30 protein-coding genes are annotated in these 26,612 nt (G+C 63.4%); 11 read left to right on the forward strand and 19 right to left on the reverse strand.

Annotation, left to right across the window (positions count from 1 at the left end; all coding sequences use genetic code 11):
* Positions 1-53 precede the first annotated feature (53 nt).
* Positions 54-338, forward strand: a complete 285-nt coding sequence (locus RTH74_RS14450; RefSeq protein ID WP_017676416.1) for a DUF2782 domain-containing protein — start codon at positions 54-56, stop codon at positions 336-338.
* Positions 339-355: 17 nt separating this feature from the next.
* The gene (locus RTH74_RS14455; RefSeq protein WP_017676415.1) at positions 356-1,306 is read left to right on the forward strand and encodes a homoserine kinase; all 951 of its coding nucleotides are present in this window, start codon (positions 356-358) and stop codon (positions 1,304-1,306) included.
* A 166-nt stretch (positions 1,307-1,472) separates the two neighbouring features.
* Here RTH74_RS14455 and RTH74_RS14460 read toward each other — a convergent pair whose 3' ends face one another.
* From RTH74_RS14460 to RTH74_RS14480, 5 genes are read right to left on the reverse strand one after another with little or no spacing between them, the layout of a single operon-like run.
* A complete protein-coding gene (locus tag RTH74_RS14460; protein ID WP_055986028.1) occupies positions 1,473-2,105 on the reverse strand; it encodes an SCO family protein in 633 nt (210 codons plus the stop codon).
* 8 nt (positions 2,106-2,113) lie between these two features.
* Positions 2,114-3,013 carry a heme o synthase gene (gene cyoE / locus RTH74_RS14465; RefSeq protein ID WP_017676413.1) on the reverse strand — a complete coding sequence of 300 codons (900 nt, stop codon included), beginning with the start codon at positions 3,011-3,013 and terminating at the stop codon, positions 2,114-2,116.
* 23 nt (positions 3,014-3,036) lie between these two features.
* A complete protein-coding gene (locus RTH74_RS14470) occupies positions 3,037-4,092 on the reverse strand; it encodes a COX15/CtaA family protein (protein ID WP_316915103.1) in 1,056 nt (351 codons plus the stop codon).
* Positions 4,093-4,147: 55 nt separating this feature from the next.
* Complete coding sequence (locus RTH74_RS14475) at positions 4,148-4,726, reverse strand: hypothetical protein (protein ID WP_316915104.1); 579 nt, start codon at positions 4,724-4,726, stop codon at positions 4,148-4,150.
* On the reverse strand, positions 4,701-5,432 hold the full coding sequence (locus tag RTH74_RS14480; RefSeq protein ID WP_316915105.1) for an SURF1 family protein: 732 nt from the start codon (positions 5,430-5,432) through the stop codon (positions 4,701-4,703). The genes RTH74_RS14475 and RTH74_RS14480 overlap by 26 nt, the downstream gene beginning before the upstream one ends.
* Before the next feature lie 71 nt (positions 5,433-5,503).
* On the opposite strand from RTH74_RS14480, the gene RTH74_RS14485 reads away from it, so the two are divergent.
* On the forward strand, positions 5,504-5,707 hold the full coding sequence (locus RTH74_RS14485) for a twin transmembrane helix small protein (protein ID WP_017676409.1): 204 nt from the start codon (positions 5,504-5,506) through the stop codon (positions 5,705-5,707).
* A gap of 6 nt (positions 5,708-5,713) precedes the next feature.
* Here the strand turns inward: RTH74_RS14485 and RTH74_RS14490 are convergent, their stop codons facing one another.
* From RTH74_RS14490 to coxB, 4 genes are read right to left on the reverse strand one after another with little or no spacing between them, the layout of a single operon-like run.
* Complete coding sequence (locus RTH74_RS14490; RefSeq protein WP_316915106.1) at positions 5,714-6,610, reverse strand: cytochrome c oxidase subunit 3; 897 nt, start codon at positions 6,608-6,610, stop codon at positions 5,714-5,716.
* Between the two features lie 11 nt (positions 6,611-6,621).
* A complete protein-coding gene (locus RTH74_RS14495; RefSeq protein ID WP_099524935.1) occupies positions 6,622-7,170 on the reverse strand; it encodes a cytochrome c oxidase assembly protein in 549 nt (182 codons plus the stop codon).
* A 10-nt stretch (positions 7,171-7,180) separates the two neighbouring features.
* Positions 7,181-8,764 (reverse strand): cytochrome c oxidase subunit I, encoded by a 1,584-nt coding sequence (gene ctaD / locus RTH74_RS14500; protein WP_017676406.1) that lies wholly within the window; start codon positions 8,762-8,764, stop codon positions 7,181-7,183.
* Between the two features lie 4 nt (positions 8,765-8,768).
* Entirely contained in the window at positions 8,769-9,893 is a 1,125-nt protein-coding gene (coxB, locus tag RTH74_RS14505; protein WP_026088514.1) for a cytochrome c oxidase subunit II, read from the reverse strand.
* Between the two features lie 404 nt (positions 9,894-10,297).
* Here coxB and RTH74_RS14510 point away from each other — a divergent pair, with 404 nt between their 5' ends.
* Positions 10,298-10,939 (forward strand): hypothetical protein, encoded by a 642-nt coding sequence (locus RTH74_RS14510; protein ID WP_316915107.1) that lies wholly within the window; start codon positions 10,298-10,300, stop codon positions 10,937-10,939.
* On the opposite strand, the gene RTH74_RS14515 is transcribed toward RTH74_RS14510, so the two are convergent.
* Positions 10,929-11,858 carry an AEC family transporter gene (locus RTH74_RS14515; protein WP_099524936.1) on the reverse strand — a complete coding sequence of 310 codons (930 nt, stop codon included), beginning with the start codon at positions 11,856-11,858 and terminating at the stop codon, positions 10,929-10,931. The two genes, RTH74_RS14510 and RTH74_RS14515, sit on opposite strands and share 11 nt — an antisense overlap.
* Before the next feature lie 142 nt (positions 11,859-12,000).
* Between RTH74_RS14515 and glsB the strand changes: the two genes are divergently transcribed.
* Entirely contained in the window at positions 12,001-12,909 is a 909-nt protein-coding gene (gene glsB / locus RTH74_RS14520) for a glutaminase B (RefSeq protein ID WP_316915108.1), read from the forward strand.
* Between the two features lie 63 nt (positions 12,910-12,972).
* The gene (locus RTH74_RS14525) at positions 12,973-13,368 is read left to right on the forward strand and encodes a RidA family protein (protein ID WP_099524938.1); all 396 of its coding nucleotides are present in this window, start codon (positions 12,973-12,975) and stop codon (positions 13,366-13,368) included.
* Positions 13,369-13,374: 6 nt separating this feature from the next.
* Here the strand turns inward: RTH74_RS14525 and RTH74_RS14530 are convergent, their stop codons facing one another.
* The 3 genes from RTH74_RS14530 to RTH74_RS14540 all read right to left on the reverse strand — a co-directional run bounded on the left by RTH74_RS14530 (position 13,375) and on the right by RTH74_RS14540 (position 16,403).
* Entirely contained in the window at positions 13,375-13,818 is a 444-nt protein-coding gene (locus RTH74_RS14530; RefSeq protein WP_316915109.1) for a GNAT family N-acetyltransferase, read from the reverse strand.
* A gap of 27 nt (positions 13,819-13,845) precedes the next feature.
* Positions 13,846-14,835, reverse strand: a complete 990-nt coding sequence (locus tag RTH74_RS14535; protein ID WP_316915110.1) for an asparaginase — start codon at positions 14,833-14,835, stop codon at positions 13,846-13,848.
* A gap of 128 nt (positions 14,836-14,963) precedes the next feature.
* Positions 14,964-16,403, reverse strand: a complete 1,440-nt coding sequence (locus RTH74_RS14540; RefSeq protein ID WP_099524941.1) for an alanine/glycine:cation symporter family protein — start codon at positions 16,401-16,403, stop codon at positions 14,964-14,966.
* A 159-nt stretch (positions 16,404-16,562) separates the two neighbouring features.
* Between RTH74_RS14540 and RTH74_RS14545 the strand changes: the two genes are divergently transcribed.
* The gene (locus RTH74_RS14545) at positions 16,563-17,375 is read left to right on the forward strand and encodes a helix-turn-helix transcriptional regulator (protein WP_316915111.1); all 813 of its coding nucleotides are present in this window, start codon (positions 16,563-16,565) and stop codon (positions 17,373-17,375) included.
* A gap of 4 nt (positions 17,376-17,379) precedes the next feature.
* On the opposite strand, the gene RTH74_RS14550 is transcribed toward RTH74_RS14545, so the two are convergent.
* From RTH74_RS14550 to RTH74_RS14560, 3 genes are read right to left on the reverse strand one after another with little or no spacing between them, the layout of a single operon-like run.
* Complete coding sequence (locus RTH74_RS14550; RefSeq protein WP_316915112.1) at positions 17,380-18,051, reverse strand: GNAT family protein; 672 nt, start codon at positions 18,049-18,051, stop codon at positions 17,380-17,382.
* Positions 18,051-18,491, reverse strand: a complete 441-nt coding sequence (locus tag RTH74_RS14555) for a GNAT family N-acetyltransferase (protein ID WP_099524944.1) — start codon at positions 18,489-18,491, stop codon at positions 18,051-18,053. Before RTH74_RS14555 ends, RTH74_RS14550 begins: the two co-directional genes overlap by 1 nt.
* Before the next feature lie 18 nt (positions 18,492-18,509).
* Positions 18,510-19,142, reverse strand: coding sequence for an FMN-binding negative transcriptional regulator (locus RTH74_RS14560; protein WP_316915113.1), 633 nt, complete (start codon positions 19,140-19,142; stop codon positions 18,510-18,512).
* 97 nt (positions 19,143-19,239) lie between these two features.
* Between RTH74_RS14560 and RTH74_RS14565 the strand changes: the two genes are divergently transcribed.
* Positions 19,240-20,700, forward strand: coding sequence for a PLP-dependent aminotransferase family protein (locus RTH74_RS14565; RefSeq protein WP_316915114.1), 1,461 nt, complete (start codon positions 19,240-19,242; stop codon positions 20,698-20,700).
* Positions 20,701-20,942: 242 nt separating this feature from the next.
* On the opposite strand, the gene aspA is transcribed toward RTH74_RS14565, so the two are convergent.
* Positions 20,943-22,367: an aspartate ammonia-lyase gene (aspA, locus tag RTH74_RS14570; RefSeq protein ID WP_106734739.1), complete on the reverse strand. Its 1,425-nt coding sequence runs from the start codon at positions 22,365-22,367 to the stop codon at positions 20,943-20,945.
* Between the two features lie 179 nt (positions 22,368-22,546).
* Here aspA and RTH74_RS14575 point away from each other — a divergent pair, with 179 nt between their 5' ends.
* A complete protein-coding gene (locus RTH74_RS14575; protein ID WP_316915115.1) occupies positions 22,547-23,452 on the forward strand; it encodes a LysR substrate-binding domain-containing protein in 906 nt (301 codons plus the stop codon).
* Between the two features lie 130 nt (positions 23,453-23,582).
* Here RTH74_RS14575 and RTH74_RS14580 read toward each other — a convergent pair whose 3' ends face one another.
* Positions 23,583-24,677, reverse strand: coding sequence for a polyamine ABC transporter substrate-binding protein (locus tag RTH74_RS14580; RefSeq protein ID WP_316915116.1), 1,095 nt, complete (start codon positions 24,675-24,677; stop codon positions 23,583-23,585).
* 63 nt (positions 24,678-24,740) lie between these two features.
* Entirely contained in the window at positions 24,741-25,769 is a 1,029-nt protein-coding gene (locus RTH74_RS14585; RefSeq protein ID WP_316915117.1) for a histone deacetylase family protein, read from the reverse strand.
* Between the two features lie 212 nt (positions 25,770-25,981).
* On the opposite strand from RTH74_RS14585, the gene RTH74_RS14590 reads away from it, so the two are divergent.
* Complete coding sequence (locus RTH74_RS14590; protein ID WP_106734742.1) at positions 25,982-26,251, forward strand: PepSY domain-containing protein; 270 nt, start codon at positions 25,982-25,984, stop codon at positions 26,249-26,251.
* Between the two features lie 55 nt (positions 26,252-26,306).
* Positions 26,307-26,609 (forward strand): PepSY domain-containing protein, encoded by a 303-nt coding sequence (locus tag RTH74_RS14595; protein WP_316915118.1) that lies wholly within the window; start codon positions 26,307-26,309, stop codon positions 26,607-26,609.
* Positions 26,610-26,612 lie beyond the last annotated feature (3 nt).

A 26,612-nucleotide genomic window follows, 5' to 3' on the forward strand; every position in this document is an offset into this window, starting at 1 on the left:
GGGTGCAGCGGTAGAATGGCTGCATCGGTGAACAACGAAGGAGCAAGATTACCATGGGTACATTGAATCGCCTGATGCTGGTCGGCCTGTTGGCCTGTGTCCCCCTTGCTGCTCACGCCGAAGATCCGGTATCCGGCGACCCGGATGTGACCATCCGCCAGGACGGCGACCGAACCATTCAGGAATACCGGGTCAATGGCTTCCTCTACGCCATCAAGGTCATCCCGAAGAACGGTAAACCCTACTTTCTCGTTCGCGCCGATGGCAGCGACGGCAACTTCGTACGTTCGGACGATCCGGACATGCTGATCCCGTCCTGGGAAATCTTTAGCTGGTAAGGCAATTAAGGTCTGATATGTCGGTATTCACCCCCCTGGAGCGTCATGAGCTCGAAGTCTTCCTGGCTCCCTATGGGCTTGGCCGGTTGCGTGACTTCCAGGGCATTGCTGCGGGCAGCGAAAACAGCAACTTCTTCGTCAGCCTGGAGCAGGGCGAATATGTCCTGACCCTGGTCGAACGCGGCCCGGTGGCCGACCTACCGTTCTTCATCGAATTGCTCGACGTGCTGCACGACGCCGGCCTGCCGGTGCCCTACGCCCTACGCACGCAGGACGACGAGGCATTGCGCACCCTGGCCGAGAAACCGGCGCTATTGCAGCCCCGGCTGTCAGGCAAGCATGTGCGCGATGCCAACGCCCATCACTGCCAGGAAGTGGGTAGCCTGCTGGCGCGCATTCACCTGGCCACTCGCGAACAGCCGGTGGAACGTCGCAGCGACCGCGGGCTGGATTGGATGCTCGCCGAAGGTCCGAGCCAGGCGCTGAAGCTTGATGAACAGGCGTTGCCGCTACTACGTGATGCACTGGCCGAGATCGCCGAACTGAAGCCGCGCATCCTCGCTTTGCCGCGGGCGAACCTGCATGCCGACCTGTTCCGCGACAACGTGCTGTTCGACGGCAACCACCTCGCAGGGGTGATCGACTTCTACAACGCCTGCTCGGGGCCGATGCTCTACGACCTGGCCATCACTCTCAACGATTGGTGCTCGAACGAAGACGGCAGCCTAGATGGCGCTCGCGCCCGTGCGCTACTCGGCGCCTATGCGGCTCTACGCCCGTTCAGCGCTGCCGAAGCAGAGCTGTGGCCAGCCATGCTGCGCGTGGCCTGCGTGCGTTTCTGGCTGTCACGTCTGATCGCCGCCGAGTCGTTCGCCGGGCAGGAAGTGCTGATTCATGATCCTGCCGAATTCCAACGGCGCTTGGCACAACGTCAGCAGGTCAACCTGCCCCTGCCGTTCGCACTTTAGGACACGCCCCGTAGGGTGCGCCGTGCGCACCAATACCGTTGAGCGCCCGCCGGTGCTCGCGGCGCACCCTACAAGCCCAAACTCAGGGCCGTAGCCCGGATGAAATCCGGGAAACTCTGTGCCATACAGCCTTGATGGTGGTGGTTCGTAGGCACACCCAAGCCGATCAGCTACCCGAAACCAGGCCCGGCAACTGCTCGGCCAGCTTGGCGTTGTTGATCGGCGCACGGATGAAGCCGCGCTGGGTGCCATCCGGGCCGATGATCACCAGATTGCCGCTGTGATCGACGGTGTAGTTTTCCTTGCTGGTGTCAGCCGGGATGTAGGGGATGCTTACCGAGTTGGCGAATTTCTGCAGGGTTTCCTCTTCGCCGGTCAGGCCCTTGAAGCCCGCATTGAAGAAGCCCAGGTACTTGCTCAACTGCTCCGGCGTATCACGATGTGGGTCGACGCTGACCATCACCACACTCAGCCGTGCGCGGGTTTCTTCGGGCAGCTGGGTCTGTAATTGGCGCAGCTGAGCGAGGGTGGCCGGGCAGATGTCCGGGCAGAAGGTGTAGCCGAAAAAAAGCAGCTTCCAGTCACCCTTGAGCTGATCAACCGCGACTTCCTTGCCCTCCTGATCGATCAGGCTCAGCGACGGCAGGCTCCGGTTCTGCGGCAGCAGGACGATACCTGCGTCGAGCAGCGCCGCCGGGTCGCCCTGGCTTTTGCTGCTGAGCACCTTGTTGACGGTAAGCCCCAGCACCAGGGCCACGATTGCGACAAGAACGAAAACGGTGGTATGGGTACGCGTCATGAAAAGCCTTAGATATTCAGCAGCAGGTAGTGATCCGCGAGCAGCGCGATGAACAGCAGGAACAGGTACCAGATACTGTACTTGAAGGTGTTGATCGCGGCGTGCGGTTTGCTGTCACGGTACAGCACCCAGGCCCAGTGCAGGAAGCGGCCGCCCAGTAGCACGGCGCAAACCAGGTACAACGGCCCGCTCATGTGAATGGCGTAGGGCAGCAGGGTCACCGCGAACATCACCAGGGTGTAGAGCAGGATATGCACCTTGGTGTAGTGCTCACCGTGGGTCACCGGCAGCATGGGAATGTCGGCCTTGGCGTATTCGGCCTTGCGGTGGATAGCCAGGGCCCAGAAGTGCGGCGGCGTCCAGGCGAAAATGATCAGCACCAGCAGCAGCGGCTCGGCACTGAGGTGGCCGGTAACGGCGACCCAACCCAGCAACGGTGGGGCAGCACCCGCCAGGCCGCCGATCACGATGTTCTGCGGCGTGGCGCGCTTGAGAAAACCGGTGTAGATCACCGCATAACCGAGCAACGAGGCCAGGGTCAGCCAGGCAGCCAACTCATTGGTGAAGACCATCAGCAGGCTCATGCCGGCGATGGCCAGCAGCAGGGCGAAGGTCAGCGCCGCCACCGGCGAGACACGCCCGGCGGTGACCGGACGCTTGTGTGTGCGCGCCATGATCGAGTCGATGCGCCGATCTACCACATGGTTGACTGCAGCTGCCGCGCCGGCACACAGGCCGATGCCGAGGTTGCCGAACAGCAGCACGGTCCAGGGCACACCGGCACGGGTAGCGAGGAACATGCCGACCAGCGAGGTGATCAGCATCAGCATCACCACCCGCGGTTTGGTCAGCTCCAGATAATCGCGCCAGGTGGCGTGTTCGGAGTGAGCTCGCAGCATTGTCGCCATGGCATTGCTCCTTGATTCGTTATTTACCGGCCTTGAACCAGACCGTTGGAAACCAGAGTCGTGCGCCTGCCCGCCAGATCAGATGCTTCACGAGCCGCCGCAGAAACAGCCCTCAGGCGATAGTTGATCAGCACCATCACCAGCAGCAGAGCAGCGCCACCAGCGTTGTGCGCCACCGCCACCAGCAGCGGTAGATGGAAGATCACGTTGCTGATACCCAGGCCAACCTGCACAGCCAGCGCCAGCAGCAGCAGACCGGCCAGGCGCGGCAGCTTGGCAATGCGCAACTGCCAGGCCAGAGCCAACAGCGCCAGCGTTACCAGCAGCGCTCCGATGCGGTGGCTCATGTGAATAGCGGTGCGCGCGTCACTGTCGAGCTGCCCGCCCAAGTAGTTGGGGCCGATGTGCTGAGTCAGGTGAAAGCCCTTGCCGAAATCCATAGCCGGCCACCACTCGCCGTGACAGGTGGGCAGGTCGACGCAGGCGACAGCGGCGTAGTTGGAACTGACCCAGCCCCCGAGGGTGATCTGCCCGATCACCAGCAGCAGGCATGCCGCCGCCAATGTCCGCAGGCGCCCCGGCAACTGCAGCGGGGCAAATCGTCCAGACAGGCGCAAGGTGAGCAAGGTCAACAGACTGAGCGTGGCGAAACCGCCGAGCAGGTGAGCGGTGACTACCTGCGGCCATAGCTGCAGGGTAACCGTCCACATGCCGAAGGCGCCCTGCAGAATCACCAGCGCCAGAATCGCCAGCGGCAACTTGAGCGGCTGAGTTGGCTCCGCACGGCGGCGCACGGACAGGGCAGCAATGGCGAGAATCACCAACCCCAGTGCGCCGGCAAAGTAGCGATGGATCATCTCGTACCAGCCCTTGGCAACCTCTACCGGTGCCTCGGGAAAACGCGCTTCGGCGATGGCCTGCTTGTGCTCGCTCATCGGCACGCCGAGAAACCCGTAGCAACCTGGCCAATCCGGGCAACCCAGACCGGCATGGGTCAGTCGGGTGTAGGCACCTAGCAGCACCACCACCACGGTCAGGAGGGTCGCGAACAACGCTAGACGGTAACCGGGCTTGTGCATGTCTACTCCTTGGGCACTGGGCCTTACGCTCTGTCGATATGGACAGAGCGTGGCGTCAACCGATCAGGGAAATTTTCAGCAGGTAGCGCAGATCATCGAGAATGGCCTTGCCCTTGCTGCCGGCCGGATAGCGCAGCACCAGATTGCCGTGTGGGTCGACCAGCCACAGCTGTGCACCCTGAACCGCCTCGGCGGCCTTGTCGTAGGCCTGCAGATCCAGTTGATAGCGTCCAAGTTGCGGGTATTCGCGCTTGAGCGTGGCGTCGTACTCGGCCGGCAGTGGTTCGGCCAGCGCCAGGCCGTGACTCGCGCGGGCAGTCTCGCGATTGAGGCCAATCTGGATCTGCCGAGCCAGGTAAACCAGCTGCTGACAGTCGGCCTCACAGGCGCCCGGTGCTGTCACCAGAATCTGCCACAGCGGCTCCACCTCGCCCTGTACGCCTAGATCGGCAAGGGTGCGCCCATCGCCGATCAGCACACCGTGGTAGCTGCGCGTCTCTGGCACCCAGAAGCGCCACTGGTACATGGCGCTGGCCAGGAACATCGGGCCGATGGCGATGGCCAGGATCAACAACAACTGCAGGCGACCACGCCCCTTGCGCGGCGCCTCAGGCATGGCGATGGCTGGGTTCATGACGATGCTCCCGTGCATTGTGAATTCCGAGATAAATGAACAGACCAAACAGCGCGGCAGCCAGAGAGAACCACTGCACCGCATAGCCAAGATGTTTGCTGGGGCTCATGGCCACGATTGGCCAGTCGACGCGATAACTGGCCGGCCCGGGCTCCAGACGCACCTCGAAAGGCAGACCGCCACGACCCAGCTGGCGCCAGAGACTGTCGGCCTCGACCTGCGTGATCAGTCGCGGCCAGCCTTCGGTCGCCGCACCGGAGCGCAGATTGAAACCACCAGAGGGCGCGACATAGACCCAGGCAGTGAGTTGCAGTACACCGTCAGGGCTATCGAAAGGCGGCGCTGTACGCCGATCCGGCCAGGGCAGCCAGCCGCGATTGAGCAACACCCAGAGACCGCTGGAGTGATCGTAAAAAGGCTGCAACAACTCGACACCGGCATGGCCATCACGGATACGGCTATCGAGCAGCAGGCTGTGCTCGGTATCGAAGTGCCCACGCAGTTGAACGCGGCGGTAGGCAGGATCACGCATGGGCTCAAGCTGCTCGAGACTGATCGGCTCGGCCTGACGCCGTGCCTCGAAGCTGGCCAACAGCTGGCGTTTCTCTTCGCCACGCTGCAGTTGCCAGAAACCCAGCCAGAGCAAGCCCGGCAGCAGCAGGGCAACCAGCACGCTGGGCAACCAACCGGGACGGAAGGCGCTCATTGTGCCCTGCCGATACGGTCTGGGTTGCTGGCTATACTGCAATGCATCACGTCAATCCCCCGGAGTCTCACATGCTCAAGGCCGCGATCGTCCTCATGCTGCTGGCAACCATCGCCAGTCTGTTCAGCGGCCTGTTCTTCCTGGTCAAGGACGAAGGCCATGGTTCCCGCGTGGTCGGCGCGCTGACTGTCCGTGTCGGCCTGACCGCTATTACCGTTGCCCTGATCGCCTGGGGCTTCTACTCAGGGCAACTGGTCTCTCACGTTACCTGGTAGCCCCCGCTACAGTACGTAGACGAAGATGAACAGGCCGAGCCAGACCACATCGACGAAGTGCCAATACCAGGAGGCGGCCTCAAAGCCGAAGTGCTGATCGGCGTCGAAGTGCCCACGCATGATGCGCACCAGCATCACGATCAGGATGATGGTACCGAGCGTCACATGCGCACCGTGAAAGCCGGTGAGCATGAAGAAGGTGGCGCCGTAGATGCCTGAGCCAAGCGTCAGCCCAAGCTCGGTGTAGGCCTCGATGTACTCCTCGACCTGAAAGAACAGGAATGCCAGGGCCAGCACGATGGTCGCCGCCAGCCAGGCCTTGAGCGGGCCGCGGTGGTTCTTCTTCAGGGCATGATGGGCGAAGGTGATGGTGACGCTGGAGGACACCAGCAAGATGGTGTTGACCAGCGGCAGATGCCAGGGGTCGATCACCCCGCTCGGTGGCGGGAACAGCTTGGAATCGGGGTTCTGCAACATCGGCCAGCTGTATTCGAAGCCTTCCCAGAGCATGTTGGCCACGCCCTTGTCACCTTCGCCGCCGAGCCAGGGGCCGGCCCACATGCGGATGTAGAACAGGGCGCCGAAGAAGGCGACAAAGAACATCACCTCGGAGAAGATGAACCAACTCATGCCCCAGCGAAAGGAACGGTCCATCTGCGCGCTGTACAGACCACTGCGGCTTTCCTTGATGACGTTGCCAAACCAGCCGAACAGCATCCAGGCCAGGATCAGCCCGCCGAAGAAGAAGATCATCGGCCCGTTGGAGCCTTCACGCCCCGCCGACAGATCGTTGAACCAGGTGCCAACACCGTAGAAGCTGACCAGCAGGCCGATGGTGGCGACGATGGGCCACTTGCTCTGCGCCGGTACGTAATAATTCTCGTGACTTTCGTGACTCGACATTGTTGTTCTCCTTATGGAGCCTGTGCCACTGGCGGTTTGCGCGCGGTGATATCGAACAGGGTGTAGCCCAAGGTCAGGTGCTTCACGTCCTGCGGCAGGTCGCGGTCGACGATGAAGCGCACCGGCATTTCGATGCGCTCGCCCGGTTGCAACACCTGCTGGGTAAAGCAGAAACACTCGGTCTTGTGAAAGAAGGCCGCCGCCTTAGAAGGCGATACGCTGGGTATCGCCTGCGCGCTCATCGGCTTGTCGCTGGGGTTATAGGCGACGAACAGCATGTCGCGCGCCTCACCCGGGTGAACCAGGATCTCGTCGGCCTGGGGCCCGAACTCCCAGACCATGCCGGCGGCGTTGGTGGCGAGAAACTGCACGCGCACCTGGCGCTGCTCATCCACCATTTGCTCGCCCTGGTAGGCCCCTGCCGTCTTGCCGTTGATGCCGAAGACCCGGCACATGGCGTCGTAGAACGGCGGCAGGACGAAGATGCCGAAGCAGAACATCACCACCACTACGATCAGCAGACGGGTAACCAGGCGACGAGTCGCGATGACCTCGCTCACGGCAGACCTCCTATTTCACTTCCGGCGGCGTGCTGAAGGTGTGGTAGGGCGCCGGTGAAGGCACCGTCCACTCCAGCCCTTCGGCACCGTCCCAGGGTTTCGCCGGGGCCGGCTTGCCGCCGCGAATGCACTTGATGACGATGAACAGGAACAACAGCTGAGTGGCCCCGAACATGAACGCGCCGATACTGGAGATCATGTTGAAGTTGGCGAACATCATGTTGTAGTCGGGGATACGCCGCGGCATGCCAGCCAGGCCAACGAAGTGCATCGGGAAGAACGCCAGGTTCATGCCGATGAAGCTCATCCAGAAATGCAGCTTGGCCAGGGTTTCGTCATACATGTGGCCGGTCCACTTCGGCAGCCAGTAGTAGGCCGAGGCGAAGATGCCGAAGATCGCGCCAGGCACCAGCACGTAGTGGAAATGCGCCACCACGAAGTAGGTGTCGTGGTACTGGAAGTCCGCCGGCGCGATGGCCAGCATCAAGCCGGAGAAACCACCGATGGTGAACAGGATGACGAAGGCCACCGAGAACAACATCGGCGCCTCGAAGGTCATCGAGCCCTGCCACATGGTGCTGGCCCAGTTGAACACCTTCACCCCGGTAGGCACGGCAATCAGCATCGTCGCGTACATGAAGAACAGCTCGCCGGTCAGTGGAATGCCGACGGTGAACATGTGGTGCGCCCAGACGATGAACGACAGGAAGGCGATCGCCGCCGTGGCGTAGACCATCGAGGTGTAGCCGAACAGCGGCTTGCGCGCGAAGGCCGGGATGATCGAGCTGACCGCGCCGAAGGCGGGCAGGATCATGATGTACACCTCGGGGTGACCAAAGAACCAGAACACGTGCTGGAACAGCACCGGATCCCCACCGCCAGCAGCATTGAAGAAGCTGGTGCCGAAGTGGATGTCCATCAGCATCATGGTCACGCAGCCAGCCAGTACCGGCATCACCGCAATCAGCAGAAACGCGGTGATCAGCCAGGTCCAGACGAACAGCGGCATCTTCATCAGGGTCATGCCGGGGGCGCGCAGGTTGAGGATGGTGGCGACCACGTTGATCGCCCCCATGATCGAACTGATGCCCATCAGGTGCACGGCGAAGATGAAGAAGGTGGTGCTCTCCGGCCCGTAGGTGGTCGACAGCGGCGCGTAGAAGGTCCAGCCGAAGTTCGGCCCGCCGCCTTCCATGAACAATGTCGAGACCAACAGGCCGAAGGCCGCCGGCAGCAGCCAGAAACTGAAGTTGTTCATCCGTGGCAAGGCCATGTCCGGCGCGCCGATCATCAGCGGGATCATCCAGTTGGCGAGGCCGACGAAGGCCGGCATCACCGCACCGAAGACCATGATCAGGCCGTGCATGGTGGTCATCTGGTTGAAGAATTCCGGCTGCACGATCTGCAGGCCCGGCTGGAACAGCTCGGCACGGATGACCATGGCCATCGAGCCGCCCAGCAGAAACATGCAGAAGCTGAACCACAGGTACATCGTGCCGATGTCCTTGTGGTTGGTGGTCAGCACCCAGCGCATCAGGCCCTTGGCCGGGCCATGGTGGTGGTCAGTATGACCGTGGTCGATCACTGCACTCATGTCCTTACTCCTGCGCCTTGGAGAAATCGAGAATGTCCTTGGGCGTGACCATGTCACCGACATTGTTGCCCCAGGCGTTGCGCTCGTAGGTGATGATGGCGGCCAGGTCGACCGGCGACAGCTGCTTGCCGAAGGCGGCCATGGAGGTGCCAGGCTTGCCTTGGTAGACGATGTGGATATGCCCCTCGGCCGGCCCGGTGGCGATGGCCGAGCCCTTGAGCGCCGGGAACATCGGTGGCAGACCTTCACCGGTAGGCTGGTGGCAGGCTGCGCAAGAGGTGTTGTAGGCCTTCTCACCACGCGCCATCAGCTCTTCCATGGTCCATTCCTTGCTGGTCAGCTCACGCTCAGCGGCGGCAGCCTGCTTGCGCTCGGCCAGCCAGGCATCGAAGTCTTCCTTGGACTTGGCCTCGACCACCACCGGCATGAACCCGTGGTCCTTGCCGCACAGCTCGGTGCACTGACCACGGTAGATGCCGGGCTCCTCGATGCGCGTCCAGGATTCGTTGATGAATCCTGGGATGGCGTCTTTCTTCACTGCCAGTGCCGGTACCCACCAGGAGTGAATGACGTCGGCGGCGGTGATCAGGAAGCGCACCTTGGTGCCCACCGGCACCACCAGCGGCTCGTCGACTTCCAGCAGGTAGTGTTCGCCCTTGGCTTCGCGGTTATTGATCTGCGAGCGCGGCGTGGTCAGGTTACTGAAGAACTCGACATCCTGACCCAGGTACTTGTAGTGCCACTTCCACTGGTAGCCAGTGACCTGAATATCCAGCTCGGACTCGGAGGTGTCGTAGATCTCGATCAGCGTCTTGGTCGCCGGGATCGCCATCACCACCAGAATGGCCAATGGCACCACGGTCCAGAGAATCTCGACGGTTGTGCTTTCGTGAAAATGCGCGGGTTTCTGGCCAGTGGAGCGGCGGTGCATGATCATCGACCAGAACATGGCGCCGAACACGATCACGCCGATCACAACGCAGATCCAGAAAATGGTCATGTGCAGATCGAAAACGGAGCGGCTGACGTCGGTTACACCGGGCGCCATATTGACCGTCCACTGCGCGTGCGCCGAGCCTAATGCCAGCCACAGCAGGAGGCCCATCCAGACTCGTGGATGTCGCATCATTGCGGGTTCCCCTTGATTGTTCTTGTTATCCCGCCGGCTGAGCCTGCGGCTAAGGGATCGACTGCCATAGAGCGACAAGGCGGAATCACTGTCCGCGTACCGCGCTCAACTGCTGGCGACTACTGCCGAAACCTCTCCGTGCCTGAGCTCGTCCGGTTCCATCAGGTACTGCCTTTCGAACTCGAGTATAGACGGGGAGTTTCACCTCGCAACGTACGCGCAAAAATCGCCGAAGGCGCGCAAGCCTTGTGCTAAACGCCCCGACTGACGCGGGGTGTAGCCGTTCTGATACAGGCATTTATAGCTAACTCGCATAAGTATGAAAAAGTTATGACAATCGCGTCTTAGCCGACTGCCGGAGCCGGCTAAGGTTCACGTCCATGTCCTGAAATGTAGGAGCCGTCATGAACACCGCCGCCCTTCGTCAATTGATCACCCAGGCTCGTCAGCAGGAAAGTGGCAGCCAGGCTCTCTCGCGCTACCTGCAGGCTCAGCTGGAACGCCTGCACCCGTCCATCCGCCTACCGGAGGAGGATGCGCCTGGGGCACTGACCGCCTTCGTCATCGCCTATATCGAGGAGGTGCCGGACGTGCTCGACGCTGCTGCCGAAGTAGCGCGCGAAGCAGGAATCGAGGCCGCCGTGAAACCGGTGCTGAAGATCGCCGAGCATTTCTTCCTGCAGCCACCAGCGCTGATGGAGGGCCACGAAGGACTCGAAGGCCTGCTCGACGAGGCCTATCTGGCCCATCGCCTGGTGGAAGAGGTCAACGACCGCTATATCGCGCACCTCGGCCAGCCGCTGATCCCGCTGGACACCACACGCGCCAACCTGATCGCCCACCAGTTGATTGGCGAGCCCTTCGCCAACCAGCTCGACGAAGCGGTGCATCATGCCTTGGCCGGCATGCTCGATGACGCCAGCTTCGACCAACCCTCGGTGCAGGCCTACCGCGAACGTCTGGCGGCGCCGGATACCGCCTCGGCTTGGCGGCGCTGGCCCTGCCTGTCGCAGCAGCTCGGCGTGGAGCTGCAACTCAAGGCGTGATCAGCAGCAGGATCAGGGTCAAGGTCAGCAGCGAGCCGAGGGTAGAGAACAGGATCGCCCGCGACACCAGCGCCGCCTGGCGCTGGTAGTACTCGGCGAGCATGAACGGCCCGGTGCCCGTTGGCAGCGCGCTGAGCAGCAATGCGGCGTGCGCCCAGAACGGCGGCAGGTCGAGCAACACGAAGGCAATGAACCAGGTCACCAACGGCTGCAGCACCAGCTTCAAGGCCACCAGCGGCCAGGCGCCTTCGCTCGGCCCGCTCTGCCGCTGCGCCAGGAACAACCCCAGCGACACCAGCGCACAGGGCACCGTGGCGGCGCCGAGCAGGCGCAGAAATTCGTCCAGCGCCGCGGGCATCTGCACGCCACCAAACGCCCAGGCAGCACCAAGCAATGGCGCGACCACCAGCGGGTTTTTCAGGAGCGCCATGACCACCTGAAAGATGGCGCCGCCCAACCCCTTCTTGCTCTGCAGACCTACCTCGATGCACACCACTGCCAGGCCGAACAGCACACAGACCACCATCAGCGAGGCGATCAAGGCCGGCGCCATGCCGTCCTCGCCCAGTACCAGCACGCACAGCGGAATGCCGATATAGCCGGTGTTGGCGTAACCGGCGCTGAGCCCGTCGATACTGGCGTCGACCAGGCTGCCAGTGGTTTTCCAGCGATACACCAGCGTGACCAGAAACACCGCGAGCATGCCGCCGGTAAAGGCGATCAGGAAACCGGGCTGCCAGATGTGTGCCCAGTCGGCCTTGGCCGTAAGGCTGAACAGCAACGCAGGCAGGCCGAGCCAGACCACGAAGCGGTTCATCTCCGATGCGGCGGTCTCTCCCAAGCGATTGGTTCGCCGGCAGATGAAGCCAACCAGGATCAGACCGAAGATCGGCAGCAGTACATTGAGAACGGTGGACATCGAACCACGCCAACGACAGGGGAGGACCGAGACTAGGTGGCCGCGCTGCTCAGGGCAAGCGCCTACCTGTGATTCCGTAGCGCCCGCAGGCGTCTAGCTCTGACCTGCCGGGACGCTCCCCGGCCTACTCGCGAGCCTGAACATGCAAGCGCTGTTGACCGAAATTCTCGATGAAGTCCACCCGCTGATCGGCCAGGGCAAGGTGGCCGATTACATTCCCGCGCTGGCCAACGTGGTGCCTGACCAACTGGGCATCGCCGTATACGGCAACGACGGCCAGGTACATGTCGCCGGCGATGCACGTACGCCCTTCTCGATCCAAAGCATTTCCAAGGTGTTCAGCCTGGTCCAGGCCATCGGCCACAGCGGCGAGAGCATCTGGCAGCGCCTGGGCCATGAGCCGTCCGGGCAGCCGTTCAACTCGCTCGTGCAGCTCGAATTCGAGCGAGGCAAGCCGCGCAATCCCTTCATCAACGCGGGCGCTCTGGTGATCTGCGATATCAACCAGTCGCGCTATGCCGCACCGGCACTATCGATGCGCGACTTCGTCCGGCGTCTGTCGGGCAACCCCGAGGTCACAGTGGACAACCACGTCGCCGAATCGGAGTACCAGCACCGCGCGCGCAACGCGGCAGCTGCGTACCTGATGCAGTCGTTCGGCAATTTTCACAACGAAGTCGAGGCGGTGCTGCGCAGCTACTTCAGCTGCTGCGCGCTGCGCATGAGCTGCGTCGACCTGGCGCGTGCCTTCGGCTTCCTGGCCAATGAAGGTTTCTGCCAGCACAGCGGCGAACAGGTGCTATCGCCACGCCAGACCAAACAGGTCAACGCCATCATGGCCACCAGCGGGCTGTACGATGAGGCCGGCAACTTCGCCTACCGCGTCGGGCTGCCGGGCAAGAGCGGCGTCGGCGGCGGCATTCTCGCCGTGGTACCGGGGCAGTTCAGCGTGTGCGTGTGGTCACCGGAGCTCAATGCTGCGGGCAACTCCCTGGCCGGGATCAAGGCGCTGGAGCTGCTCAGCGAACGCATCGGCTGGTCGGTATTCTGAGGTATGGTCACAGGGGCCGGCGCAGTGCTGTGTCGGTGCCCATCGATCAGCCCTGGAGTACTTATGTCGTTGCCTGAATACCACATGTTCGCCGCCGCGCCCGAGCCAGTCGCGCCGTTCTCCCACGCCTGCGAAGCCGATGGCTGGGTGTTCATCACCGGCCAGCTGCCCATCGACCCAGGCAACGAAGCGGCGCCGCTGCCCGAAGGCATCGAGGCGCAAACCCACAAGACCTTCGACAACCTGCTGGTGGTCCTCGAAGGGCTCGGCCTGGGTCTGGAAAACGTGGTCTCGGCGCGGGCGTTTCTCACCGATTTCTATGGCGACTACGCGCGCTTCAACGCGGTGTACGCCAGCTACTTCCCCGAGGGCAAACGCCCGGCTCGCACCTGTATCGGCACCACCGGGCTGGCACGCCACGCCCTGGTGGAAATCGATTTCATTGCGCGGCGGCCCTGAGGCTGACTACAACAGCTTGCGGTACTGCACGAACCCCGAGCGCTCACCGATGCGCTCGTACAGCAGCTTGGCCTGGCTGTTGGTTTCATGGGTCAGCCAGTGCACCCGCGAGCAGCTGGCGGCGCTCGCCTGCTCAAACACATGCTGGATCAACTTGCGCCCAACACCGCCACTGCGCTCGCCCTTGGCGATGAAAATATCCTGCAGGTAGCAGTAGTCGCCGGTGGTCCAGGTCGAGCGGTGGATGACCCAGTGCACCAAACCAATAGCCTGCCCATCACGCCAGGCCAGGGCAGCGCCCATAGGCTCGCCGGGGTCGAGAAAACGCTGCCAGGTAACGGCGCTGGTCTCGGCTGGAATCTCGGTCATGTAGAAGCGCTGGTAGCCCTGCCACAGGGGCAACCAGGCTTCTTGATCGGCAGCGATTACAGGGCGAATGTCGATACTCATCGTCCTTCCTCTGTTTGGGCAGGTGGATCAGTCGCTCATCTCACCACAGAGATCGCGCGCCAGCCAGTGCTCGACCTGCGTTTGCGGCAAACCGGCGCCGAGCAGGGCAAACAGCTTGCCCAGTGCCGCCTCACGCGTCATGCCGCCACAGGACACCAGGCCGACCTCGGCCAGACGGCTGCCGGCCGCATACACACCGAACTGCACGTGGCCTTGCGGGCACTGGCTGATTGCCGCCAGCACCACACCGCGCTGGTGCGCCTCACGCAGCACGCTCATCAATGGCGCGTCGCCAGCCGGGCCGGTACCGCTGCCGTAGCACTCCAGCAGCAGCCCCTGCACGCCGCTGGCCAGTAGAGCTTGCAGCTGCCCGGCCTGCACCGCCGGATGCAGCGGCATCACGGCAAGATTGACCGCCTGACGCGGCTGGCGGAAATCGATACGGTCATCGACCGTGGCCCGCTCGGCCTGACGCTGACGCGGCAGCACCTGGAAGGCGTCGAACGCATCGCTGCGCAACTTCGAGCAACGTGCGCCATGCAGTAACTGCCCGTTGAAGTACAGGTGCACGCCCGGCTTCACGCCACGGTACAGCGCACGCATGGCGCCGAACAGGTTGGGCCAGGCATCTCCACCATCGACACCAGCCGGCTGCATGGCGCCGGTAAGCACCACCGGCGCATCGAGCCCGAGCAGCAGGAAGCTCAACGCCGCAGCGCTGTAGGCCAAGGTATCGGTGCCGTGTAGCACCAGCACGGCGTCGTGGCCGTCCGCCTGCACTGCCGTGATGATTTCGTCGCGTAGCGCCAGCCAGTGGCCGGTATTCATGTTGGCACTGTCGATCAGCGGCAGCAGCTCGCGGAAGGTCCATTGCGGCAGTTCGCTGGCGTTCTCGCTGGCTTGTTGGGTGCGCATGCGCGCCTCGAAACCCGAGGCCGGCGCCAGGCCGTCTGCGCTCATCTGCATGCCGATGGTGCCGCCTGTGTACAGCACCACGAGTTTTTCTGGGGTCGCCATGGGCTCTCCTCACAAATCACGGGCCTGCGCGACATTCATGACGTCGCTTACGACTGCCCGAACAATGGCTGCCAAAGCTGGCAGGCAAGAAAAAGGGGGCCTCGCCCCCTTCTTCCATCTGAGTCAGATCAGCGCTGGTAGACGCGATCTCCGATTTCCGCCTGGTCGGCGGTTTCACCTGGCTGACTACCCCAGACGGCAGGGTCGAGGTCCAGATCAGCGAACTGCTTGGCATCCAATACCGGCGACTCAACACCCGCCTTGATCTGGCTATCGTAGTCGCGCATCAGGCGCATGCCCACTTTGAACAGCAGCGCCAGAGCGATGAGGTTGGCGATGGCTAGCAGACCCATGGTCACATCGGCGAAGGCGAACACGGTGCCCAGATCCTGCACCGAACCCCACAGCACCAGGCCGACCACCAGCACGCGGTAGATCATTACCGGGCCACGCTTCTGGCTGAAGAAGCCGAGGGCGTTTTCGCCGAGGTAGTAGTTGTAGATCAGGGTAGTGAAGACGAACAGCAGCAGCGCCAGGCTGACGAACACCCGGCCCCACTCGCCGACCACGGCGGCAACCGCGCTCTGGGTCAGCACCACACCAGCCTGTTCCATACCCGGCTGATACACGCCCGACAGGAGGATGATCAGCGCGGTGCAGCTGCACAGGATCAGGGTGTCGATGAACACACTGAGCGACTGCACGATGCCTTGCGCAGCCGGGTGCTTGACCTCGGCGACAGCGGCCACGTTCGGTGCACTGCCCAGGCCGGCTTCGTTGGAAAACAGGCCGCGCTTGACGCCCATGATGATGGCCGCGCCGATGCCGCCGGCGAAGGCCGGCTCGAGGCCGAAGGCGCTCTTGAAGATCAGGGCGAAGGTAGCTGGAACTTCGCTGATGTTCATGCCGATCACCAGCAGCGCCATGCCCAGGTAAGAGAACGCCATCACCGGCACCAGCACGTCGGCGAACTTGGCGATGCGCTTGATGCCGCCGAAGATGATCAGGCCGATCACCACGGTCAGGGCGATGCCACTGGCCAGGGTCGGGATGCCGAAGGTGTCGTGCAGCGAGTTGGCGACGGTGAACGACTGCACGGCGTTGAAGCCGAAGCCGAAGGTCATCAGCAGCAGGATCGACACGACGATACCCAGCCAGCGCTGACCAAGGCCGTGCTGGATGTAGAAAGCCGGGCCACCGCGGTAGCCGCCATCGGCCTCGCGACGTTTGTACAGCTGAGCCAGCGAGCACTCGAAGTAGCTGGTGGCCATGCCGACCAGGGCCACGACCCACATCCAGAAGATGGCGCCCGGACCACCGAGCATGATCGCCACCGACACACCGGCGATGTTGCCGGCGCCCACACGGCCAGCTACCGACAGCATCAAGGCCTGGAACGAGCTGAGCTGGCCCGGCTGACGCTGGAATGCCTCGCTGAAGATGCGGAACATGCTGCCAAAGTAGCGGAACTGGACGAAGCGCGAAGCGATGGTGAAGTACAGGCCGAGACCGATCAGCATCACGATCAGCAGCTTGCTCCAGATGAGGTCATTGAGAAGATCGAGCATGGAGGCTTTCTCTCTTGTTGTTCTGAATGGGAATGCGCCGCGCCGGGCGGGTGGCGCAATCTTTGGTGAAGGCGCCGCGCGGGACAATTTCGCAGGTCGCGGCAACCTGATGCGAGTTGATGCTAGAATCGCGTCATTCGCATCAGCTGGAGCGGCCATATGTCCGATTCCCTCGGCAGCAATCTGAAATTGCTTTGCAGCCATTACCGCTCGATTGCCGAGGTATGTCGCAAGCTGTCGATCAACCGCGCGCAGTTCAACCGCTACCTGGCCGGGCAGAGCCGGCCGACCACGCACAACCTCAAGCGCATCTGCGATTTCTTCGGCGTCGAACCCTTCGAGCTGAGCATGCCGGCCGAGCAGTTCACCCGGCTGATCGGCGCACGCAGCGGTGATGCGCAGCCGCACAGTGGCAACGATCCATTGCTGGAGCTGTTCACGCCGCTGCGCCGTCAGGCCAGCCCGATGGAGCGCTACTGCGGCTACTACTTCGAATACTCCAACTGCATGTCGGTGCCGGGGCATGTGCTGCTATCGCTGGTGCACCTGCGCGAGGAGCGCGGCAACTACCTGTTCGAGCGCCAGGAACGTCAGGAGCGGCAGGAACCCGCACGTGGCGAGGACTGGGTGCGCTGCCGCTACCTGGGCACGGCGTTCTTCCTGCAGGACCGCCTGTTTCTGGTGGACTACGAGTCGCTCACCGGCAACGAGATAAGCCAGACCATCCTCATCCCCAGCTTCAAGAGCCGCATCATCCGCCTCAACGGCATCAAGACCGGCGTCTCCAGCGGCGACCGCCGCACGCCTGCCTGCACCCGTGTGGTCTGGCAATACCTGGGTAACGAGATCAACCGGGTCAACGCCTATCGCCAGCTGATGCTCTACGCCCCCGACGACCCGCGCATCGACGACGACATCCGCGAGCGCCTGGGCGGCGCACAGCTACGCAATGGACTGTTCGAGATGGAGTGAGGCATTACTCGCGCAGCGTCTCCAGGCGCTGCCGCTGCTGGCCCCGCTCGTCGAAGTTATCCACCATCAGCCAGCGCTCGAAGGCATCCCGGCGGGCCGGCCATTCACCGTCGATGATGGAGAACCAGGCGGTGTCGCGGTTACGCCCCTTGCGCACCATGTGCTGACGGAACAGCCCTTCCTGGATGAAGCCAAAGCGCTCAGCAGCGCGCCGCGAGCGGGCATTGGCCGCGTCGCACTTCCATTCCAGGCGCCGGTAGCCGAGGTCGTCGAAGGCATGCCGCGCCAGCAGATAGATCGCCTCGGTCGCCCCCGCCGTGCGCTGCATCGGCGCGCCGAAGGCGGCGTGGCCGATTTCGATGCTGCCGTCCTGCGCGGTGATACGCAGGTAGCTGAACAGCCCCAGGGCGAGGCCGCTGGCCAGGTCGACCACCGCGTAGAACAGCGGATCGCGGCTCCGCGCATTGCCGGCCAACCAGGCATCGAAGACGCCACGCTCGGTGAAGGGGCCGTAGGGCAGATAATCCCAGAGCGCCGGGTCCGGACCCTGCAACGCGCGCCACAGATCATCGCCATAACGCGCGACATCAAGTGCTTCGAGACGCACGAAGCGGCCTTGCAACGAGCGCTGGTCCGGTGCGGGACGGGGTTGCCAGTGAGCGAGGTCACGCGTCATCAGAAGAGTTTCCTGTACTGGATGAAACCGGAGCGGTCGCCAATGCGGTCGTAGAGCATACGTCCCTGGTAATTGGTTTCCTGGGTCAGCCAATGCACGCGGCTGGCACCGGCAGCGCGCGCCTCGGCGTAGACATGCTCGATCATCGCGCGGCCGATGCCGCCACCGCGAATGTGCTCGGCGACGAACAGATCCTGCAGGTAGCAGTAGTCACCATTCGTCCAGCAACTGCGGTGATAGATGAAGTGCACTAGGCCGACCGCCTCGCCGTCCTGCCAGGCCAGCGCGGCGTGCATCGGCTCGGCCGGGTCGAGAAAGCGCTGCCAGGTAAGGGCGCTGGTCTCGGCCGGGATCTCGGCCTGGTAGAAGCGCTGGTAACCCTGCCAAAGCGGCAGCCAGACGGTGTGATCGGCAGCGGTGATGGGACGGATGTCGAGCATGATGGCCTTCCTGTGGAGTCAGTCGGTGGGATTCATCTGCGCTGCCAGTTCGTGGTCACGCGGGCTGGCGGAGGTCGCCAGGCCGGCGCGGACACCGGCCTGGTCTGCCTCGGAACGGTTCTGGCTAAGTTTCCATTTGCCTTCGAGCCGGCGAATCGGCAGGGCGAAGCCGACGATGGCGCGCAGCATGGCGTCGATGTAGTCGCGCGGCGCATCCTCGACTGCCCAGGGCTGCGCGCGACCCTGCTCATGGCGGTCGCTGAGGCGGCTGACCAGTTGCAGCAGGCGCCCGGGGTCGTCGAACACTTCCGCTTGGCCCCAGGCATGCACGGCAATGTAATTCCAGGTCGGCACCACCTTGCCGTGCTCGGCCTTGGCCGGATACCAGCCGGGATGCACGTACGCGTCCGCGCCGCTGAACAGCACCAGAGCCTCGGTACCGCCGGCCAGATCACGCCAGTGCGGATTGGCCCGGGCAAAGTGGCCATACAGGGTGCCTAACTCGCCTTCTTCAGGCGCCAGCAGCAGCGGTAGATGACTGGCCTGCAAGCCCTGCGCACCGCTGCTGGTCACGATGGCCAGTACGCTGGACCGCATCTGCGCATGCAGGGTGGGCAGGTCGTCCTGACGAAAGGCGGCGGGACAGTACATGAGGGTTTCTCCTAGCGTGATGGGGCCATGCTAGGCAGGATATTGGCCTGATGTAAGATCCATTTCTGACGACTTTCATAGAGCCAATTTGCCGATCATGACGCGCTCGCCTGCCCTGCCATTCGATCTTTCCGGCATTCACCTGGAGCCCGGTCAGGGCCTGGCGCGCCAGCTTTACCAAGCCTTGCGCGAGCGCATCCTCGACGGCCGCCTGGCCAGTGGCACACGCCTGCCGGCCAGCCGTGAGCTGGCCGCGCTGCTGGGCATCTCGCGCAATACCGTGACCCGTGCGCTGGACCAGCTGTATGCCGAGGGCTACGTAGCCGGACGGGTCGGCGATGGCACCTACGTTGCCGAGCTGCCGCATAACCGACCTACCGTCGCCATTACTGCCGAGGCGGACAGCCCGGCCCTGCAGCTGTTGCAGCGTCACCATCTGGCCACGCCTGCCAAGGGCGCGCCACGCGCCTTTCGCATCGGTGTGCCGGCGTTCGACCTGTTTCCCTTCGAGACCTGGGCACGCCTGCAGGCGCGCTTCTGGCGCAAACCGTCGCCGGCCCGGCTGGGCTATGGCGACCCTGCCGGAGACCTGCAGCTGCGCGAGCTGATCGCCGCCTATCTGCGCAACAGCCGCGGCCTGACTTGCGAGGCGCCGCAGGTCCTGATCACCTGCGGCTCGCAGCAGGCCATCAGCCTCTGCGCGCAGTTGCTTGTACAGCCCGGCGCGCGGGTGGCGCTGGAAAACCCCGGCTACCGCGCGGCGGGCCATGCCTTCGCAGTGGCCGGCGCGCAACTGTGCGGCATCGAGGTGGACGGCGAAGGCCTTGATGTCTCCGCGCTACAGCGTCTCAACGATTGCCAGCTGGCCTATGTCACGCCCGCGCACCAGTATCCCACCGGCGTGACCCTGTCGCTGCCACGGCGCCTGGCATTGCTGGAGTGGGCAAAGCGCGTGAACGGCTGGATCATCGAGGACGATTACGACGGCGAGTACCGCTACAGCGGTACGCCACTCGCGCCTTTGGCAGCGTTGGACGAGCAGCAGCGGGTGATCTACATCGGCACGTTCGGCAAGCTTGCCTTTCCGGCTCTGCGCCTGGGCTATCTGGTGCTGCCGCCTGCGCTGGCCGAGAGCTTCGCCCGGCGCCAAGCGCTGGAGATGCGCCACTCGGAGATCGGCAGCCAAGCGGTGATGGCCGAATTCATCGCTGCCGGGCACTTCCAGCGCCACATACGACGCATGCGCCTGGCCGCACGCAGCCGGCGCGACGCCTTGCTCGCGGCCTGGCCGGCGATGATTCCGGGATGCTCTTCGCTACCGGCTGTGGACGCCGGCCTGCACTTGAGCATCAAGGTGGAGAGTCTTGCGCGGGAACGCGAGCTGATCACCGCCGCACGCGCCGCCGGCATCGAGATGAACCCCTTGAGCGATTACTGGCTGCCCGGCAGCGAAACGGCTGAGGATGCTCGCGCCGGGCTGGTGCTCGGTTTTGCCGCAGTACCAGAAGCGCAGATCGTCGAGGCGGTGCAGCGGCTAAGGCAGGCCTGGAAGCTGTAGCAAGCCGAGATAGAGCCTGTGGGAGGGGCGGTCGGCTCTGGCATCCTGCTTCGCTCTACCTCCTGCATCCATGCAGTCGTAGCCGCGACTGGTGTATCGCATCTACCCCCAGAATGTCGGGCAAAAAAAGGGATGGCCGAGGCCATCCCTGAAGGTTGAGGCTGGTGAAGGCCTCCTATGAATCAGGTTGTCAGCTACGCGGACGGACGAGCAGCTGACCGTCGGCGTGGCTGAATATCCAATCAGGACTGCAAGGGCACGAGGCGCGGGGCGATCATGTTCTCGGGGCGCAGGATGTCGGCCAGGGTGGACTCGTCCAGTAGTTGCTCCTCACGCACCAGCTCCAGTACGCCGCGTCCGCTTTCCAGAGCGACCTTGGCGATGCGGGTGGCATTCTCGTAACCGATATAGGGGTTGAGCGCGGTGATCAGGCCGATGGAGTTTTCCATCAGCTCACGGCAGCGGTCTTCGTTGGCGGTGATGCCGTCGATGCACAGCTCGCGCAGCATATCCATGGCGCGGGTCAGCAGGCGGATCGAGTCGAAGATTTTGTAGGCGATCAGCGGCTCCATCACGTTCAGCTGCAGCTGGCCGCCCTCGGCTGCCATGGTCAGCGCCAGGTCGTTGCCGATCACTTCGAAGGCCACCTGGTTGACCGCTTCGGGGATCACCGGGTTGACCTTGCCCGGCATGATCGAGCTACCCGGCTGACGCGGTGGCAGGTTGATCTCGTTGATGCCGGTACGCGGGCCGCTGGAGAGCAGGCGCAGGTCGTTGCAGATCTTCGACAGCTTGACCGCGGTGCGCTTGAGCATGCCGGAGAACAGCACGAAGGCGCCCATGTCGCTGGTGGCTTCGATCAGGTCGGCAGCCGGGGTCAGCGGGTGACCGCTGATGATGGCCAGGCGCTTGACCGCCAGGGCTTGGTATTTCGGGTCGGCGTTGATGCCGGTGCCGATCGCGGTACCGCCCAGGTTGACTTCGGTGAGCAGGGTCGGCGCCAGCAGTTTCAGATGTTGCAAGTCTTCACCCAGGGTGGTGGCGAAGGCACGGAACTCCTGACCGAGGGTCATCGGCACGGCGTCCTGCAGCTGGGTGCGGCCCATCTTCAGCACGTGGCCGAATTCCAGCCCCTTGGCTGCGAAGGACTGGATCAGCTTGTCCAGAGCGCTCAGCAGGCTGTCGTGACCGAGCAGCAGGCCGAGGCGGATGGCGGTCGGGTAGGCGTCGTTGGTCGACTGCGCCATGTTCACGTCGTTGTTCGGGTGCAGGTGCTGGTACTGGCCCTTCTCGTGACCCATAGCCTCGAGGGCGATGTTGGCGATCACCTCGTTAGCATTCATGTTGGTCGAGGTGCCGGCGCCGCCCTGAATCATGTCGACCACGAACTGCTCGTGGAACTCGCCCTGGATGATGCGTGCACAGGCAGTGCTGATCGCCGTGTGCTTGGCAGCGGACAGGTGGCCCAGTTCGCGGTTGGCGTCAGCCGAAGCCTGCTTGACCATGGCCAGGCCGATCACCAGCTTCGGGTAGTGCGACAGCGGCACGCCAGACAGGCGGAAGTTCTGCACGGCGCGCAGAGTCTGAATGCCGTAGTAGGCATCAGCGGAGACTTCGAGGGTACCGAGCAGGTCTTTTTCGACGCGAACAGATGCAGCAGAGGACATGATAGAGATGACTCTTGGGAAATACGGCGAGTGCCGCGATGCCCATAGAATAGGGGCCTTGACCGTCTCGCTACCAATGCCGTTACTTGCTGCCCTATGCATTATCGGCATAATGTGGATGTGACCGCAACAACGCACCAACCGTGTGCACTGCCCTGACATGAGCGGAGGACGCGCCTGTGAACCTGGAAACTAAATGGCTGGAAGACTTCGTCACCCTCGCCGCAACCCGCAGTTTCTCCCAGTCGGCGCAAAAGCGCTTCGTCACCCAGCCGGCGTTCAGCCGGCGCATCCGCAGCCTCGAGGCCGCATTGGGGCTGACGCTGGTCAACCGTTCCCGCACGCCGGTGGAGCTGACCGAGTCCGGCCAGCTGTTCCTGCTCACCGCACGCAGCATGGTCGAGCAGCTGGGTGAGGTGGTGCGTCACCTGCATCACCTCGAAGGGCAACAGGGCGAAGCGCTACAGATAGCAGCGGCGCACTCGCTGGTATTCGGCTTCTTTCCCGAATGGATCGCCCGCCTGCGCCGCGATGGCCTGCCGCTGAGCACCCGCCTGGTGGCGACCAACGTCGGCGAAGCGGTGCACTCACTGCGTGAGGGCACCTGCGACCTGATCCTCGCTTACCACGACCAGGACGCCGCCGTGCAACTGGCACCGGACATGTTCCCGTCCTTGCACCTGGGCTACAGCGAAATGCTGCCGGTATGCGCCGCGGATGAAACAGGCGCGCCCCTGTTCGACCTGGACACCGGACAGAGCGTGCCGTTGCTGGCCTACAGCGCCGGCACCTTCCTCGGCCGCTCGGTGAACCTGCTGCTGCGCCAGCGCGCCCTGCGTTCGACCACCGTGCATGAAACCGCCATGGCTGACAGCCTCAAGGCCATGGCCATGCAAGGCCTGGGCGTGGCCTGGGTACCGCGCCTGTCGATGAGCCCCGAGCTGGCCCGTGGCGAACTGGTGGTGTGCGGCAAGGAACACTGGCACATCCCGCTGGAGATTCGCCTGTATCGCTGGGGCATGTCGCGCAAGGCGGCCGTGCGCCTGCTGTGGCGCAAGTTGGAGACGGGGGCGGTGGGTAGCTAGGGTGCGCTGTGCGCATGGCGCACCCTACGGGTAAAGCAATCGCGGCTGAAGCCGCTCCTACAGAGCATCACATACCCCGTAGGAGCGGCTTCAGCCGCGAGATTTTATGCTCGAGCCAAACCGCTGAGGCTCACTTGCCCGACTTGATCGAGGTCCACGCCCGCGTACGCACGCGCTCGATCTTCTGCGGCAGCGGTTGCACCACGTAAAGCGACTTCTGCAGCTCCGGCGTCGGCGTCAGATCGTGGTCGTCGGCGATTTCAGCGCCCACCAGTTCCATGCCCGGTACGTTGGGGTTGGGGTAGCCGAGAAAATCGCTGATCGGGGCGATCACCTTGGGTTCGAGCAGGTGGTTGATGAAGGCGTGGGCTTCGTCCGAATTCTTGGCGCTCTTGGGGATGGCCCAGGTGTCGAACCAGATCGGCGCGCCTTCTTTCGGCAGACGCCAGTTGATCGTCACGCCGTTGCCGGCTTCCTTGGCGCGGTTGGCGAACTGGTAGAAGCTGCCCGAATAGCCGATGGCCACGCAGATATCACCGTTGGCGATGTCGGTCATGTACTTGGCGGAGTGGAAGTAGGCCACGTACGGGCGCACCTTGAGGAGCAGTTCGGTGACCTTGTCATAGTCGGCCGGGTTGGTGCTGTTGGGGTCCAGGCCCATGTAGTGCAGGGCGATGGGGATGATCTCGGTGGGCGAGTCGAGCATAGCCACGCCGCAGGATTTCAGCTTCTCCATGTACTCGGGCTTGAACACCAGGTCCCAGCTGTTGACCGGCGCGTCCTCACCGAGCGCGGCCTTGACCTTGTCCGGGTTGTAGCCGATCAGCACGGTGCCGTACATGTAGGGCACGCCGTATTGGTTGCCGGGATCATTCTTCTCCAGCAGGCCAAGCAGCACTGGATCGAGGTTCTTCCAGTTGGGGATCTTCGACTTGTCCAGCGGGGCGAACACGCCGGCCTTGATCTGGGTTTCGAGGAACTGGTTGGAGGGGATCACCAGGTCATAGCCGGAGTTGCCGGTGAGCAGCTTGGCCTCCAGCGCCTCGTTGGTCTCGAAGGTGTCCCAGGTGATCTGGATGCCGGACTCCTTCTGGAAGTCCTTGGGCACCTCCGGAAGGATGTAGTCGGCCCAGTTGTATACGCGCAGCTCCTTGGCCTGCACCGCGCCGCTGAGCAGGGTGGCGCCGCACAGGGCGACGCCGAGCATCTGTTTGATGGCTTTCATCGTTTCTCACCCCTGAAATATTGCTCTTGTTTGGCAGATTTCTAATTGCTGATGAGGCGCCGATCAGGCGCCCTCGAAGCCTTCAAGCACGTTGACCGCGTTGACGCCGATGGCCTCCACCGCGTAGCCGCCTTCCATGATGAACAGCGTCGGCAGGCCCAGCGCGGCGATGCGCCGGCCCATGGCCAGATAGTCCGGGCTGTCGAGCTTGAACTGCGAGATCGGGTCTTCCATGTAGGTGTCCACACCCAGCGACACCACCACCACCTCCGCGCCGTACTCGGCGATGCGCTGGCAGGCCTGCTCCAGTGCGGCGCTCCAGGCCTCCCAGGAGCTGCCCATGGGCAACGGGTAATTGAAGTTGTAGCCCTCGCCGGCGCCCTCGCCCAGTTCGTCGGCATAACCGAGGAAGAACGGGAACTCCTCGGCCGGGTCGCCGTGGATCGAGGCGAACAGCACGTCGCTGCGCTGGTAGAAGATGTCCTGGGTGCCGTTACCGTGGTGGTAGTCGACATCGAGGATGGCGACTTTCTTGCGGCCCTGGTCGAGGAAGGCCTGGGCGGCGATGGCGGCATTGTTCAGGTAGCAGTAGCCGCCCATTACGTCGCCAGCGGCATGATGGCCTGGCGGACGGCACAGGGCGAAGGCGCTGTTGGCACCGTTGGCGATTTCCTGCTGGGCGCTAAGCGCCACCTGCGCCGCGCTGTAGGCGGCCTGCCAGGTGCCGGCGGTAATCGGCGCACCGCCGTCGAAGCTGTAGTAGCCGAGCTGACCATGCAGGTCATTGGGGATCATCCGCCGCAGCGTGCGCGCCGGCCAGGTGAACGGCAGCAGGTCGCCCTTGCCGCCCTGCTCCTGCCAGCGCGCCCAGGCACTCTTGAAGAACTCCAGGTAGGCCTTGCTGTGGATGCGCTCGATGGGCGCCAGGCCAAAGTCCTTGGGTGCGCGAACCTCGCCGAGCTGGCGATTGTTCACACGGGCGAGGATATGGTCGGCGCGCTGCGGCTTCTCGAAGCAGGGCATCAGTTGCCCGTCGATCAGCTCGCATTTGCCGTGATGCAGGTGGTGGTCGTCGCTGTAGTAGGTGAGCATGCAAAGCGCTCCAGGCTCGTTGTTGTGCCTGCATTGTTCGCCTGCGCGGCCAGCGTCGAGAACGCTGGCAACGGCCAAAAGGGGATCGAAATGGCCAAATTGCGCTGCCACCCGGATGCTCACCGGGAAGATGTAACGAGGTGTGAGCCTTAAGTTTTCGTTAAGCCAGGGCGCCGAAGGTAACGGCTCCGAACCCCATCAGGAGCCTTACCATGCGTCGTCTACTGCTCGTTTCCGCCCTGCTGGCCTGTGCCGCGCCGGCCTTCGCCAAGACCGAATGCACCACGGCCGAACGCTCCACCTGGCAAGACCCCGACCAGTTCCAGGCCAAGCTGGTGGCCGATGGCTACAAGATCAACAAGTTCAAGGTCACCGAAGGCAACTGCTACGAGATCTACGGCTTCGACAAAGAAGGCCGCAAGGTCGAGATCTACCACGACCCGGTCAGCGGCAAGGCCGTGAAGACCGAGATCGAAGACTGATCGCAGCCCCCGGCGCCGGCCCTGGCGGCCAGCGCCTCGTGATGAGAGCCCTGCCATGCCCCTTTTAGCCCGCACCGCCCTGGGCGGTCTGCTGCTGCTCGGCGCCACGCCGCTGCTGGCCGACACCGATTGTGCCCGCCCCGACCGCAGCGCCTGGATGCCGGAGTCGCAGTTCCGCGAGCAGATGAAGCGCCAGGGCGTACAGATCACCAAGTTCCGCATCACTCCCGGCCACTGCTACGAGATCTACGGCTTCGATGCTGCCGGTCGCAAGCTGGAGATCTACTACGACCCGGTCGACGCCCGCCCGGTAGAAGAAGTCGCCAGCTCGCACCTGGCGTCGCCACGATATCCCTGAACC

Origin of the sequence: Pseudomonas sp. zfem001 (genome assembly GCF_032621725.1) — a bacterium.
In the GTDB taxonomy this organism is placed as follows: domain Bacteria; phylum Pseudomonadota; class Gammaproteobacteria; order Pseudomonadales; family Pseudomonadaceae; genus Aquipseudomonas; species Aquipseudomonas sediminis.